Source organism: Streptomyces sp. Rer75 (assembly GCF_013414305.1).
GTDB lineage: Bacteria > Actinomycetota > Actinomycetes > Streptomycetales > Streptomycetaceae > Streptomyces > Streptomyces himastatinicus.
Genome location: NZ_CP058693.1, coordinates 838,131 through 852,100, shown reverse-complemented (window position 1 = coordinate 852,100; position 13,970 = coordinate 838,131). Strand labels below are relative to the sequence as shown.

General features: G+C 73.5%; 9 protein-coding genes. 2 read left to right on the top strand and 7 right to left on the bottom strand.

Annotated elements, in window-relative coordinates; genetic code table 11:
- Nucleotides 1–52: 52 nt before the first annotated feature.
- Nucleotides 53–565, bottom strand: a complete 513-nt coding sequence (locus HYQ63_RS02915) for an Lrp/AsnC family transcriptional regulator (protein ID WP_123101553.1) — start codon at nucleotides 563–565, stop codon at nucleotides 53–55.
- 336 nt (nucleotides 566–901) lie between these two features.
- Here HYQ63_RS02915 and HYQ63_RS02910 point away from each other — a divergent pair, with 336 nt between their 5' ends.
- Both HYQ63_RS02910 and HYQ63_RS02905 read left to right on the top strand, forming a co-directional pair.
- Nucleotides 902–2,206 (top strand): beta-ketoacyl synthase N-terminal-like domain-containing protein, encoded by a 1,305-nt coding sequence (locus HYQ63_RS02910; protein WP_179932358.1) that lies wholly within the window; start codon nucleotides 902–904, stop codon nucleotides 2,204–2,206.
- A gap of 166 nt (nucleotides 2,207–2,372) precedes the next feature.
- Entirely contained in the window at nucleotides 2,373–8,783 is a 6,411-nt protein-coding gene (locus HYQ63_RS02905) for a type I polyketide synthase (protein ID WP_179932357.1), read from the top strand.
- A gap of 49 nt (nucleotides 8,784–8,832) precedes the next feature.
- Here HYQ63_RS02905 and HYQ63_RS02900 read toward each other — a convergent pair whose 3' ends face one another.
- Genes HYQ63_RS02900 through HYQ63_RS02875 form a run of 6 tightly spaced genes read right to left on the bottom strand, consistent with a single transcriptional unit; the run spans nucleotide 8,833 to nucleotide 13,930 of the window.
- Entirely contained in the window at nucleotides 8,833–10,203 is a 1,371-nt protein-coding gene (locus HYQ63_RS02900) for a Gfo/Idh/MocA family protein (RefSeq protein ID WP_179932356.1), read from the bottom strand.
- A gap of 54 nt (nucleotides 10,204–10,257) precedes the next feature.
- Nucleotides 10,258–11,082, bottom strand: coding sequence for an alpha/beta fold hydrolase (locus tag HYQ63_RS02895; RefSeq protein WP_179932355.1), 825 nt, complete (start codon nucleotides 11,080–11,082; stop codon nucleotides 10,258–10,260).
- Between the two features lie 40 nt (nucleotides 11,083–11,122).
- Entirely contained in the window at nucleotides 11,123–12,004 is an 882-nt protein-coding gene (locus HYQ63_RS02890) for a LysR family transcriptional regulator (RefSeq protein ID WP_179932354.1), read from the bottom strand.
- Nucleotides 12,001–12,618 (bottom strand): RraA family protein, encoded by a 618-nt coding sequence (locus tag HYQ63_RS02885; RefSeq protein WP_179932353.1) that lies wholly within the window; start codon nucleotides 12,616–12,618, stop codon nucleotides 12,001–12,003. The genes HYQ63_RS02890 and HYQ63_RS02885 overlap by 4 nt, the downstream gene beginning before the upstream one ends.
- A complete protein-coding gene (locus HYQ63_RS02880; protein WP_179932352.1) occupies nucleotides 12,615–13,265 on the bottom strand; it encodes an RraA family protein in 651 nt (216 codons plus the stop codon). Before HYQ63_RS02880 ends, HYQ63_RS02885 begins: the two co-directional genes overlap by 4 nt.
- On the bottom strand, nucleotides 13,265–13,930 hold the full coding sequence (locus HYQ63_RS02875) for an RraA family protein (RefSeq protein ID WP_218929538.1): 666 nt from the start codon (nucleotides 13,928–13,930) through the stop codon (nucleotides 13,265–13,267). The genes HYQ63_RS02880 and HYQ63_RS02875 overlap by 1 nt, the downstream gene beginning before the upstream one ends.
- Between the last annotated feature and the right edge of the window lie 40 nt (nucleotides 13,931–13,970).

Genomic DNA, 13,970 nt, shown 5'->3' with positions numbered 1-13,970 from the left:
ACAAGAAAGGAAAATTGCGTGATGGCGCAGTGATGTTGCGTCTCTCGCCGGTTCAGCGATCGTTCATTGCGTCCAGTGCCCCGGGTGGGGCGGCGGGGCTGGCACCGGCCTCGGCGCTGCCCGCGATCAGATGCGACAGCACCATGTAGCTGATCGTCTTCCGGATGAAGGGTTCGGTCCGGATGCGCTCCAGCACCTCCTCGAAGTGCTCCACATCCCTGGCCATGACGTGCAGCAGGGCGTCGGCGCCCCCGGTCACCGTCATGGCCGCGGTGATCTCCGGGTAGCTGCGCACCACCTCCGCCAGCCGCCGCGGCGGGGCCGCGCTGTCGCAGTACACCTCGACGTACGCCTCGGTCCGCCAGCCCAGGGCGGCCGGGCGCACGGTCGTGGTGAAGCCGGTGATCACGTCGTTCTCCCGCATCCGGTCGACCCGCCGCTTGACCGCGGACGCCGACAGCCCGATCGCGGCGCCGATCTCCGTGAAGCTCGCCCTGGCATTCGCCACCAGAGCCGCGACGATCTTGCGGTCCAGGTCGTCGAACGGTGCGGACTGGTTCGCCATGTGGGGTCCTTTCGGCGGCCGGTGATGAACAGTCGAAATGACGTACCGATGAGATGCCCGCAAACCGCCGTGTTTTCCCTGGGTTTCCCTGGTTTTCAGGAAGTTTCTGCAAGAGGGGGCGTGCGCGGGAACACGGGGTCCGATAGCGGAGCGGTGGTGTGCCCCGGGCGCCGGGCGTACGAATCCGGGCGCCGTACCTTCCGTATCCGCCTCGGTGATACGGCACAACCTTCCGGCGGTCCTTACCGCGGCGTAATGTCGTCTATTCCATAAATCGTTTCCGAACGATGATCAGGTGGTCGTCATGACAACTATTATCAGCTTCAGGAGAGCGCCGTGAAAAGACCGCGGGACGTCGTGGTCACCGGTCTGGGTTTCTGCCTGCCGGGCGACGCCGGGCCCGTATTCACGGCGGGTCAGGTGTGGGATATCGCCTCCCACGGCCGCTCCGCCCTCGTCCGACGCGACATCGCCTACGGTGCGGTGAACCTCACCCCAGAACATTTCGGCGAACGGCTCCCCGAAATACCCGAGTTCTTCTCCCGCCACTACACCGACGCCCACCGCTTCGGCCTGGTGTCCCTGGTGGAGGCCTGCGCCGACGCCGAACTGGACCTCCAGGCCGGGGATCTGAGCGAGGCGGCCCTGCTCGTCGGCCGCGGCGGAGTGGACTCCAACGTCGGCGTGTACCTCTCGCTGCTGAACACCCAGTCCGACGAGGCCGCCGCGCTGGACGGCGTGGAGATGTTCGTCGCCGCCGCACTCGGCGCGACCCCCTCCGACGTCGCGGTCGTCCAGGCCGCGGCGGCCCGCTCCACCGGCCCCTGCTTCACGGTGACCTGCGGCTGCTCGTCCGCCGCCGTGCAGATCGGCAACGCCCGCCGGATGATCGCCACCGGCGAGGTCGAGATGGCCGCCGTGACCGGAGTCGACGTCTTCGACATCGCCCTGATCCAGCACGGCCAGCAGCTCCAAGTGGGCGCCCAGCGCGCCCACGAGGCGATGGACGCCGCCGCCATGCCGGACCTCCTCGCCTCGTTCGACTCCCTCATGCGCCCCTACGACCGGCGCGCCGAATGCATCAACCACGGCGAGGGATCCGCCACCGTGATCCTGGAGAGCCGGGAACACGCCCTGCGCCGCGGCGCACACCTCTACGGCCAGGTGCTCGCCACCGCCATGACCCGCGACGGCCTCGACAACCCCCTCGCCACCGACGCGGGCGGCGCACAACTCGTCCGGGCCGTCCGCGCCTGCCTCGGCGACCGGTGGCGGATCGAGCAGATCCCGTACGTCAACGGCGCCTGCGACGGCGGCGCCGCCGTCACCGCCCTGGAGGTCAACGCCATCCGAGAGCTGTACGGACCGGACAGCTCCGTCCTGGTGACCACCCAGGAGGCGTGCTTCGGCCACCACGGATCGCCCATCGGCTGCGTCGGCGCCGCCCTGACCCTGATGATGATGGAACAGGGCGAGGTGTGCCCCACCGCCAACTGCGAGGAACCCGCCGACGGCCTGCCCTTCGACCCGGTCCCCGGCACCCGCACCCGTCCCCTCGACTTCGACTACGCGCTGAGCTTCAACTACCAGATCGGCGGCGTGAAGCACGCGATCCTGCTGGGCAGCCCGGACGCCACGTAGGGGGGTACCCGCAGAGCCCCGCCGGCCCGCGACGCCTCACACGATCCCCCAGCCACCGCTGGGAGGCACCCCTCTCGCTGCGTTGCCGGGCGGACACCCCCTCAGCCCGCGACCCCGCCCCTTGCCGGCCTCCACCCCACAGGCCGAACACCCCACGGAGACCCCGATGCGTCACAACACCCCTGCCTCCGCCCACCCGCCCACCCGCATAGCCGTGGTCGGCATGGGCTGCCGCCTCCCCGGTGACATCGACTCGCCCGCCGCGCTGTGGCACCTGCTCGCCGAGGGACGGGACGCGGTCGCCGCGCCGCCCGCCGAGCGCACCGCCCTGTGGGGGCCGCCGTCCCCCAGCGGCCCGGCGGGCGGCTCCGGCCTGCCCGCCCTCGGGGGCTATCTGCGCGAAGTGTCCGGCTTCGACGCCGACTTCTTCGGCGTCTCCGGCCGCGAGGCCGACGTCCTCGACCCGCAGCACCGGCTGCTGCTCGAAGTGGCCTGGGAGGCCCTGGAACACGCCGGAACACCGCCCGACCGCCTCGCGGGCACCGCCACCGGCGTCTTCACCGGCCTCAGCTACAACGACTACGCGGACCGCCTCGACCGGCACACCCAGGAACAGCAGGGCTCGGCCCTGTCCAACGCGCACTGCGTCGCCGCCGGGCGGATCTCCTACCTCCTCGGCCTCCAGGGGCCCTGCCTGGCCCTGGACACCGCCTGCTCCTCCTCCCTGGTCGCCGTGCACCTCGCGGCCCAGGCGCTGCGCGCGGGCGAATGCGATCTGGCCCTCGCCGGTGGCGTCACCCTGATGTTCGAACCCAGAGTCACCCGCTCCTTCGACCGGATGGGCATGCTCTCCCACACCGGCCACTGCCACGCCTTCGACGCCGCCGCCGACGGCTTCGTGCGCGGCGAGGGCTGCGGCATCGTCGTCCTCAAACGCCTCACCGACGCCATCCGCGACCGGGACCGCGTCCTCGCCGTCCTGCGCGGCTCCGCCGTCAACCAGGACGGCCACTCCGACGGGCTCGCCGCACCCTCGCCCACCGCCCAGCGCCTCCTGTACGAGGAGGCGCTCGCCCGCGCCGGAATCGACGCCCGCGACGTGGGCATGGTCGAAACCCACGGCACCGGCACCCCGGTCGGCGACCCCGTCGAGTTCACCAGCCTCGCCGAGGTGTACGGCACCGGTCGTGACCGCTGCGCCCTGGCGTCCGTCAAAACCAACCTCGGCCACCTCGAACCCGCCGCCGGGGTCACCGGTCTCATCAAGGCCATCCTCTGCCTGAACCAGGGCCTCATCCCGCCCAATCTGCACTTCACCCGCTGGAACCCGGCCATCGACGCCGAGGCCACCCGCTTCTTCGTCCCCCGGGAACTCACCCCCTGGCCCGTGCGCACCGGCCCCCGCCTCGCGGCCGTCTCCTCCTTCGGGTTCTCCGGGACCAACGCCCATGTGGTGCTGGAACAGCCGCCCGCCACCCCGGCCCGTCCCCGCGCGCGGCGGCCGCGCCACACCACCGCCGCCGACCCGCACATCGTCCTCCTCCCGGCCGGGTCCCCCGCCGCGCTGCCGGTCGCGGCGCGGCGCATGGCCGACTGGCTGGAGGGCGACGGCGCGGCCGTACCGCTGCGCGACATCGCCCACACCCTCGCCCTGCGCCGGGCCGCGGGCCGCGGGCGGCTCGGCGTCACCGCCACCACCCACGGCGAACTCGCCCAGGCCCTCCGGGCGTTCGCCACCGGCCAGGCCCACCCCGCGGTGGTGACCGGCGCCGTGGGCGCCGAGGTGTCCCGGCGGCCGGTGTGGGTGTTCTCCGGGCAGGGCTCGCAGTGGCCCGGCATGGGACGCGGACTGCTGGAGCGCGAACCCGCCTTCGCCGCCGCGCTCGCCGAGGCCGATGAACTCATCGCCGCCGAGACCGGGTTCTCGGTGCTCGACATCATCCGCGCGGGCGAGCCGGTGACCGGCTGCGCCCGCGTCCAGCCCGTGCTGTTCGCCCTCCAGACCGCCCTCGCCGCCACCTGGCGCGCCCACGGCGTCGAACCCGCCGGGGTCGTCGGCCACTCCATGGGCGAGGTCGCGGCCGCCGTGGTGGCCGGGGCGCTCTCCCTGGCCGACGGCGTCAAGGTCATCTGCCGCCGCTCCGCGCTGCTCACCCGCGTCGCCGGAAACGGCGCCATGGCCACCGTGGGCCTGCCCGCCGACGAGGTGCAGGCCGAACTCGACACCGCGGCCACCGACGATTCCGGTGCCGTCACCGTCGCCGTCATGGCCGCGCCCGGCTCCACCGTCGTGGCCGGGGACACCGCACGCGTGGAACGCCTCGTCGCCGGCTGGGAGGCCCGCGGCGTGCCCGCCGCCCAGGTCGCCGTCGACGTGGCCTCGCATTCCCCGCAGGTCGACCCCCTGCTCCCCGAACTGCGCACCGTTCTCGCCGATCTGACCCCCCGGCAGCCGGACGTCCCCTTCTACACCACCGTCCTCGACGACCCGCACGACGTCCCCGCCTTCGACGCCTCCTACTGGTGCGCCAACCTCCGCCGCCCGGTGCGCTTCTCCGCCGCGCTCACCGCCGCCGCGGCCGACCGCCACCTGGTGTACGTGGAGATCTCCCCGCACCCCGTGGTCACCCACCCCGTCGCCCGCACCCTCGCCGATCTGACCCGGGATCCGGTGGTCCTGCCCACGCTGCGCCGCGGCGAGGACGAGACCACCACCTTCCGCACCCAGCTCGCCGCCCTCCACTGCGCGGGCGTCCCCGTGGACTGGGCGCACCTGTACGGGGACGGTGACCTCGCCGACGTCCCCGCCATCACCTTCGACCGCACCCCCCACTGGGCCGCCCCCGCCCTCCCCGCAGCCACCGCCGACACCCCCGCCCGGTCCGCCGGTGAACTGCCCGGCAGCCACACCGAAGTGCCCGGCGAATCCCTCCGCCACTCCTGGCGCGCGAACACCGGCACCGCCACCCTGCCCTGGCTGGACGACCACCGGGTGCACGGCACCCCCGTCCTGCCCGGCGCCGCCTACTACGCCCTCGCGCTCACCACCGCCTGCCAGGTCTTCGACGCCGACCCCACCGAGGTCGAGGTCACCGATCTGCGCTTCCACGAACTCCTGACCATCGCCGAGCACACCGACCTCAGCACCACGGTGACCGTGGCCGCCCCCGACCGCGCCACCTGCGAGATCTTCGGACGCGACGACGAGGGCACCTGGATCCGGCAGGCCGGTGCCGTACTGCGCCGCCTCGCCGCACCCGCCCGACCCCGCCCCGCCTCCGTGCGCACCCTGGCCCTGCGCCACCCCGCCCCCCTCGACCCGGCCGCCCTGTACGCCAACCTGCGGGCCCGGGGCATCGAACACGGCCCGGCGTTCAACGGCATCAGCGAGGTGCACACCTCCCGCCACGGCAACAGCTTCTGGGCCCGGGTACGGATCCCCGACGCCGCCCGCACCCCCGGACACGCCCTGCGCATCCACCCCGTCCTGGTCGACCTGTGCGCCCAGCTCCTGGTCGCCGGGCTGCTGAAGGACGGCGACCAGGGGCTGGTGCTGCCCGTCGGGATCCAGACCGCCCGCGTCCTCGGCGACCCCGCCACCGCCGTCTACTGCCACGCCCGGCTGACGGCCGAGTCCACCGCCGGGGCCCTCGTCGGCCATATCCGGCTGCTCGACGGGGACGGCCGCCCCATCCTCGCCATCGACGGCCTGCGGATCGCCCGCCGCGCCGCCCAGCAGACCACCGAGGTCGACCAGTGGTTCCTGGAGGTCGGCTGGAAACGCGCCGAGCTGCCCGCCCCGGACGACGCACGCCCGCCCGGCCACTGGCTCATCGTCGGCGAGGGCGACGGCGCCGCGCACACCGCCGCCGGTGCGCTGCGCGCCGCCGGAGCCACCACCCGGCTCTGGGACCCGCCCCTGGACGACACACCGCTCGACGCCCTCCGCGAGGACCTCACCGCCCGGCTCACCGGCCCCGGCGCCCTGCCGCGGGGTGTCGTCCTCCTGTGCGGCACTGCGCCACGTACCGACGCTCCCGAGGCCACGCAGGCCGACGACAACGGCGACGACAGCGGCGGCGACGCCCTGCGCCGCACCCGGCGGCTGCTCGCCACCGCCCAGGCCCTCGCCGCGGTCCCGGCCGGGCCCACCGGCCCGCCGCGCCTGTACGCCGTCACCCGGGGCGCCCGGGCCGTGACACCCGAGGACGTGCCCGACCCGGCGCAGAGCGCACTGCGCGGACTGGTACGCGTGCTCGCGTACGAACACCCCGACCTGCGCGCCACCCTGGTCGACACGGACCCGGCCGCACCGCTCGACCTCGTCCCCGAACTCCTCGCCGACGCCGCCGAGGACGAGATCGCCCTCCGCGACGGAACACGCCACACCGCCCGGCTCGCCTACGCACCCCTGACCGACACCGAACGCACCACGGCCGCCGCCCGCACCGTGCGCTGCGGCACCGACGGCTTCCGGCTGCGGGCCGGCCGCCTCGGCGACCTCGGCACCCTGGAACTCGCCACCGCCGGGCGGCGCCCGCCCGGCCCCGGCGAGGCCGAACTGCGCGTCCTGGCCGCGGGCATGAACTTCCGCGACGTCCTCACCGCCATGGGCCTGCTCCCCGGCGACAGTGACGTCCGCTACCGGCTCGGATTCGAATGCGCGGGCGAGGTGACAGCCGTCGGCCCCGGCGTCGACCACGTCCGCGTCGGCGACCGGGTCGTCGCCGCCGACGCCCGCGGCGGCGCCTTCGGCTCCTTCACCGTCGTACCCGCCGACTGCACCGGCCCCATCCCGGACGGCCTCGACCCGGCCACCGCCGCCGGACTGCCCCTGGCCTTCATCACCGCCTGGTACGCGCTGCGCCACATCGCCCGCGTCACGGCGGGCGAACGGGTGCTGATCCACTCGGCCACCGGCGGCACCGGACTGGCCGCCATCGCCGTCGCCCGGCTGCTGGGCGCCGAGGTGCTGGCCACCGCCGGCAGCGAGGACAAGTGCCGCTATCTGCGCTCCATGGGCATCACCCACGTCATGGACTCCCGCTCGCTCGACTTCCGCGACCAGGTCATGGAGGCCACCGGCGGCGAGGGCGTCGACGTCGTCCTCAACTCCCTGTCCGGCGCGGCCATCCGGGCCGGACTGGAGTCGCTGCGCCCCTTCGGCCGCTTCATCGAACTCGGCGTCCGCGACATCCTCTCCGACGCCCCGCTCGGACTCTCACCCCTGCGCCACAACATCACCTTCAGCACGGTCGACCTCGTGGAACTCCAGACCTCCCGCCCCGCGGTGTTCGCCGCCATGCTGCACGAGGTGCTCGACGAGTTCGCCGCAGGCCGCCTCAAGCCGCTGCGCTGCACCACCTATCCGCTGGCCGATGTCACCGAGGCGTTCCGGCAGATGGCGGGCGCCCGCCACCTCGGCAAGCTGGTGCTGACCCTCCCGCAGCAGGGCGAGATCAGCGCCGTCCTGCCCGACGGGCCCCTCCCGGTGCGCCGGGGCGGCACGTATCTGATCACCGGGGGCCTGCGCGGGCTCGGCCTGGCCACCGCCCGCTGGCTGGCGGGCCAGGGCGCGGGCCACCTCGTGCTCAACGGCCGTACCGCGCCCCTGGCCGCCGACGCGCAGACGCTCGCCGAACTGTCGTCCACCGGCACCCGGGTCACCGTCATCCTCGGCGACATCGGCCGCCCCGGCACCGCCGACCGGCTGGTGGCCGCCGCCACCGCGGACGGGGCACGGCTCGACGGCGTCGTCCACTGCGCCATGGTCCTCGACGACGCGGCGGTCACCAACATCCATGACGACCAGCTGCACCGGGTGTGGACACCGAAGGTCACCGGGGCGTGGCGGCTGCACCGGGCCACCGCCGGGATGCGGCTCGACTGGTTCGCGGTGTTCTCCTCCATGGCCTCGCTGCTCGGCAACCCCGGGCAGGGCGCCTACGCCGCCGCGAACGCCTGGCTGGACGGCTTCGCCGCCTGGCGCTCCGCCCAGGACCTGCGCACCCTGGCCGTCAACTGGGGCCCGTGGGGCGAGACCGGCGTCGCCACCGGCTTCGCCGACCGCGGCTACCAGACCATCCCCACCGACCAGGGGCTGCGTGCGCTCGGCACCCTGCTGGCGTACGGGCGGGTGCACACCGGTGTCATCCCCGGGGAGCCCACCAGCTGGATCCCGGCCGCAGGGCACCACTCGTCCCTGTTCGGACTGCTCCTCCCCGGCGAGGACCACCCGGCCGACGCCCAGGAGAACACCGACGACATCCGGGCCCGGCTGACCGCCATCCCGGCCGGGCTCGCCCGCCGCGCCGCCCTGGAGGCGTACCTGACCGACCACATCCGGGTCGTCCTGCGGCTGAGCAGCACCACCCTCGACCCGCAGACCCCGCTGAAGTCCCTCGGCTTCGACTCGCTGCTGGCCATGGAGCTGCGGGTACGCCTGGAAACCGGCCTGAACATCAAGCTCGCCGCGAACTTCGTCTGGCAGCACCCGACGGTGGCGGCTCTCGCCATCGGCCTCGCCCAGCACATGGACCTGGAACTGACCGACCGGCAGGAACGATTGAGCGCCTAGCGCCCCCCAGCGCCTGCCGGTCGGCGCGCCCGGCGGTCCAGCCGGGTACTCAGACCGGCACCACATCCGCCGTGGCCACGGGCTTCCTGGAGACAAACGATTCATTCGCGGCCAGGCCGGTGACCAGGGCCAGCGCTCCGTCCGCCTCGGTGGCGCGCTGCTTCGACGCGTCGGAGGCGTCCGCGGCGGCGGGCGTCCCGGTGGCCGCCGCCGGGTCGAGGGGGTTCAGCGGTCCGTACAGCGCCGTCAGCATGCGCTCGTCCCCGCCACCGTGCCCCGCGTGGTCGAACGCGGGCAGCTCCACCTCCCGCGGCGGCTCCCACAGCGGGCGCAGCACCACCCGCGGGCCGCCCGCGTTGGCGAGCGCCTCGTCGCCGTGGATCGTGCCGCGGCCGGAGGCGGTGCCCAGCACGGGTGGCTGCCACCGGCTCTCCTCCACCTCCAGCTCCAGTCGGCCGCGGGTGCCGTTGAACATCACGCGGTAGCCCTCCCACGGGGAGTACGCGGTCAGGTGGTACGTCATGGTGGCGCCGGTGTCGTAGCGCACCAGCAGCGACATGTCGTCCTCGATGGTGATGCCGTCGCCGAACACGTTGCGGTCCCGGTGGTAGCCGTCCGCCCCCTCGGCGTCGAGGTACAGCGCGCGCAGCGCGTCGTTGTCGGCCAGCTCCAGCGCGAACGGGTCGTCGCTCGCGGCGGACGCGCCGTGGGCCCGCTCGTACTCGCGCCGGTAACCGCTGCGCTCGCCCGCCTCGCGGCCGTAGAAGCCGAGCCTGCCGTAGCCGAAGACCTCCTGCGGCCTGGCCCCCAGCCACCAGTTGACCAGGTCGAAGTGGTGGCTGGACTTGTGCACCATCAGCCCGCCGCTGTGCTGCTTCTCGCGGTGCCATCGGCGGAAGTAGTCCGCGCCGTGCCGGGTGTCCAGCAGCCACTCGAAGTGCACCGACAGCACCTCGCCGATGGCGCCCGCGGACAGCTGCCGGTGGACTTCCTCGTGGACCGGGTTGAAGCGGTAGTTGAAGGCCACCGCCAGATGGTTGCCGGTCTCCTCGACGGTGCGGAGGATGTGGCGGCACTTGGCGGCGTCGGTGGTCATCGGCTTCTCGGTGACCACCCGGCAACCGGCCCGCAGCGCGGGCACGATGTAGGCGTCGTGCAGCGCGTCCACGCAGGTCACGACCACTTCCTGGATGTCGTCGGCACGCAGTCGGCGCTCGAAGTCCTCCGGGCTCCAAGCGGCCGCCTCCGGCTCACCGGCCTCCTTCAGCAGCCGCTGGTGGTGGGCGATGCGCACCGGGTTCGGGTCGCACAGCGCGGCGACCCGCAGCCCGGGGCGGTGGGCCAGCGCCGTGGTGAACATCTGCGCACGGGATCCGGTGCCCACCACCACGGCCCGGGAGGGAGTGTTGCCGACGGTCATGCGTCCTCCATAGGAAGTCGATCAACGCGTGCGCAGGATAGGCCGATCCCGGGCTCACCACCACGGGTCCGGCACCTTCCCCTGGAAGTCGGCGATGCGGGCCCACATGGCCGGCGGGTTGGAATACATGGGGAAGTGTCCGCACTGCGGGATCTCGGCGAGTTCGACGCCCGCCGCGGCCAGCCGCGGCAGATAGGACAGCGACGCGTTCTGGTCGCCGTACATGAACATGCGGGGAAACGGCAGGCCCAGGAACGTGGTCATGAGGTCTCCGTGGTCGCTCAGCTCGACCATCGACTCGAAGATCCCGCGGATCGCGTCGGCGCGGACCTTGTGGGGCAGGCTCGACGCGAACAGCGGGGCCGCGTAGGCGGGCGAGCGCCGGTTGCGTTCGATGAAGCCCTCGAGGAAGGTTGCGCCGTCCGTGGCCGGGTGGGAGACGATCTGCCGGCTGAGGAAGCAGTCCTCGGGCGCGACGTTGCCCTCGATGTCGACGAAGCTGAGCACCCGGTCGGGGTGGCGGGCGGCCAGCATCAGGGCCGTGAGACCGCCCATCGAATGCCCGACGAGATGGAACCGCTCGATGCCGAGCCGGTCGAGCACGGCCACCGCGGTGTCCACCAGAAAGGGGATCGAGACGGCCGTCGGATCCCCGCAGACGGTGTCGCCGCAGCCGGGGGCGTCGTAGGCCACGACCGGGTGCCCGTCGAAGGCGGCGTGGTTCGCGATGTCGGTGTAGTCCTCCTTGGACGAGCCGAAGCCGTGCAGGAACAGGATCGGGGCGTGTGCCCCGCCGCGGTGCGCGGTCGCGACGTCGAGTGCCACGCCGTCGACGGTCAGCTCCTGACGTGACCAGGCGAAGCCATTGCTGGGGTGCATGGTGCGTCTCTCTTCCTCACTGTGCGGGCAACGCGTGTTCTCACGGCGTCGGCAACGCGTGCCGTACGAACTGCGCCACCAGCGGGCTGGGGTCTGTCGCACGCCGGACCACGGCCAGCTCGACGAGATGGGCGGGCTCCCGCAGCGGACGGCACACCACGCCGGGCACCGGTGGCTGGGACGAGGTGTGCGGCACGAGGCCGACCCCCAGACCGCAGCCGACCATGGCCAGCTGCGAGTGGATGGAGTTCGCCCGGTGCCGGGGCTCCGGGCTGAAACCCGCCTGATGGCAGACCGCCACGAGTTCGTCGTGGTACCTCGGCGAGATGGCCCGCGGGATCCACACCCACGGCTGGTCCGCGAGGGCCGCGAGGTCCACGGTGTCCCCGTCGGCGAGCGGATGCCCCTCCGGGAGGGCGGCCACCAGCCGGTCCCGGCGCAGTGGATCCGAGCGCAGCCGCTCGTCGTTGCCGGTGTGGCGGATCACGGCGATGTCCAGACGTCCGTCGAGGAGGCCCTGCACACCCTCGGTGGTGTCCAGTTCCCGCACCCGCAGCTCGATGCGCGGGCGCTCGGCGCGGAGACGGCCGAAGATGGCGGGCAGCGCCTCCGAGAAGGCCGAGGTGACCGCGCCGATGGTCAGGGTGCCCAGGTACCCGGCCTGCGCCTGCGCTGCGGCCACCTGCGCGCGCTCGGCCGCCGCCGTCAGCGCGTAGCAGTGCTGGAGGAAGACGGCGCCGGGCTCCGTCAGGGCCACGGAACGGCTGGAGCGTTCCAGCAGCTGGGCGTCGAGCTGTCGCTCGAGGTGCCGGATGGCCTGGCTCAGCGGCGGCTGCGACATCTGGAGGCGCTCGGCGGCCCGGCCGAAGTGCAGTTCCTCGGCGACCGCGATGAAGTAGCGGGCTTGGCGGACCTCGATCATCGAGTCGTCTGCCGTCTCGTCGAGAGGCCGTAGAGGTCGAGGGTGGTGTGCCCGTCACGGAGCCGACCGAGGATGTCCCGCTCCTTCGCCACGCGCTCATCGGCGCGGGCCACGACCGAGGGCGCGACCGCGCGGGGCAGGCATACGACGCCGTCGGCGTCGGCGACGATCAGGTCGCCGGTGCTCACCGGGACCCCGCGCAGCACCAGCGGCGCACCGAGCACACCGGGGTGGTCCTTGGTGGTGCGGAACACCGCGACCGACGAGGCGAAGACGGGAAAACCCAGCTCGGCGAGTTCGGCGGTGTCGCGGATCCCGCCGTCGACCACCAGCCCCAGCAGCCCGCGCACCTGGGCGGCCACGGCCAGCACCTCGCCCCAGTGCCCGTGGACCGCGCCCTGGAGATCGGCGACGAGGACATGGCCGGGCGGGGCGGCGGCGACCGCGTGGTGCAGCGCGAGGTTGTCACCGCCCACGCCCCGCACGGTGTAGGCGGGCCCGGCCAGCCGGGCGCCGGGCCAGACCGGGCGCAGCCCCGGTGCGCAGGCGCAGTCGGTGGCGGACGCCTCGTACAGCGTGGCGGTGGAGTGTCCGCCGGTGGCGAGGTCCGTCATCGGCTGCTCCGCTGGAGCAGGTGGTAGCCGAAGGAGGCACGGGCCTGGCGCAGGCTGCGCCCCGCCCGTACCGCGGCGACGATGTCGCGCTCGGTGCGCTCGATCCGTGTCGCCAGCCCGACGACCTCGGGCAGCCTCGCGGCGGGTACGACCACCACGCCATCGGCGTCGCCGCGCACCAGGTCGTCCGGGGCCACCGGAACACCGCCCAGGGACAGCTGCGTACCCACCGCGGCGAGCCGCACCCGGTCCTTGCCGGTGCGCATGAACCGGCCGCTGCTGAACAGCGGATAGTCCGCCTCGACCGAGGTGGCCACGTCGCGGCAGGCGCCGTGGATCACGGTGCCCGCGACACCGCGGACCGCCGCGGTCTGCGTCATGATCCCGCCCCACACCGTGCAGTCCGTGCGCCCGGCGTTGTCGATGACCACGACCGCGCCCGCAGGCACATCGTCCAGGAAGTCACCGACGCTGCCCTTGTCGGCGTCGGCCGGTTCGTAGCGGACGGTGAAGGCGGGCCCCGTCAGCCGGGCCGTGGGGGACAGGGGCGCCACGCCGAGGACGGAGCCGGGCAGCCCCAGGGCGTCCAGCGCGTCGGACAGCGCGGCGGTCGGCAGGGCCGCGGCCCGCTGGGTGGGCGTGTCCATCAGTGCCGCTCCTCCGTTCCGGCGAGCCGGGCGTCACGCATGGCGTCCGGCAGGGACGCTCCGCCGCGCAGCTCCTCGGCGATGGCGCTCTCGCGCCGGGCCAGCGCCTGGGCGGCCCGCAGGACCTCATGGGCCCGGGCGCGGGGTACGAAGGCCACGCCGGTCTCGTCGGCGAGGACGATGTCCCCCTGCGCCACCGTGGCCGGGCCGACCCGGACCGGCTCGCCGGAGGACACCTGGTGCAGGCGGCCCCGTGCGGTCACGGGGGTGGTGGCCCGCGCGTACACCGGGAAGCCCGCGTCACGGGCCTCGCCGACATCGCGGCACGCCCCGTCGGCCACCACGCCACGCACCCCGCGCAGGGAGGCGCCCAAACTCAGCAGGCCGCCCCAGCAGGAGACGTCCGTCCGCCCGCCGCCCGCGATCACCAGGACATCCTCCGGGCCGCCTGCATCTACGGCCGATGTGGCGATATGGGCCCCGGACGTGCCCGGGGCGCCCGGGGCGAGTTCGACCGGTGCGGCGAATCCCACCACCTTGCGGTGGCCCCAGACCGGCCCGATGCCACCGAGTCCTGGGGGCAGGTCCAGCCCGTCGAGCGCGTCGCTGACCGCGGCGCTGTCCAGGGCGCCGTAAGCGGCGAGGAGAGTCATGTCGTCGTTCACTCAGCCAGTCCACCAACCACATTCCATATTGTGAAGGTCC

Excerpts from the sequence above, each read along its gene's own strand:
- HYQ63_RS02915 (WP_123101553.1), bottom strand. The coding sequence starts at position 565 with ATGGCGAACCAGTCCGCACCGTTCGACGACCTGGACCGCAAGATCGTC.
- HYQ63_RS02905 (WP_179932357.1), top strand. The coding sequence starts at position 2,373 with ATGCGTCACAACACCCCTGCCTCCGCCCACCCGCCCACCCGCATAGCC.
- HYQ63_RS02900 (WP_179932356.1), bottom strand. The coding sequence starts at position 10,203 with ATGACCGTCGGCAACACTCCCTCCCGGGCCGTGGTGGTGGGCACCGGA.
- HYQ63_RS02895 (WP_179932355.1), bottom strand. The coding sequence starts at position 11,082 with ATGCACCCCAGCAATGGCTTCGCCTGGTCACGTCAGGAGCTGACCGTC.
- HYQ63_RS02890 (WP_179932354.1), bottom strand. The coding sequence starts at position 12,004 with ATGATCGAGGTCCGCCAAGCCCGCTACTTCATCGCGGTCGCCGAGGAA.
- HYQ63_RS02885 (WP_179932353.1), bottom strand. The coding sequence starts at position 12,618 with ATGACGGACCTCGCCACCGGCGGACACTCCACCGCCACGCTGTACGAG.
- HYQ63_RS02880 (WP_179932352.1), bottom strand. The coding sequence starts at position 13,265 with ATGGACACGCCCACCCAGCGGGCCGCGGCCCTGCCGACCGCCGCGCTG.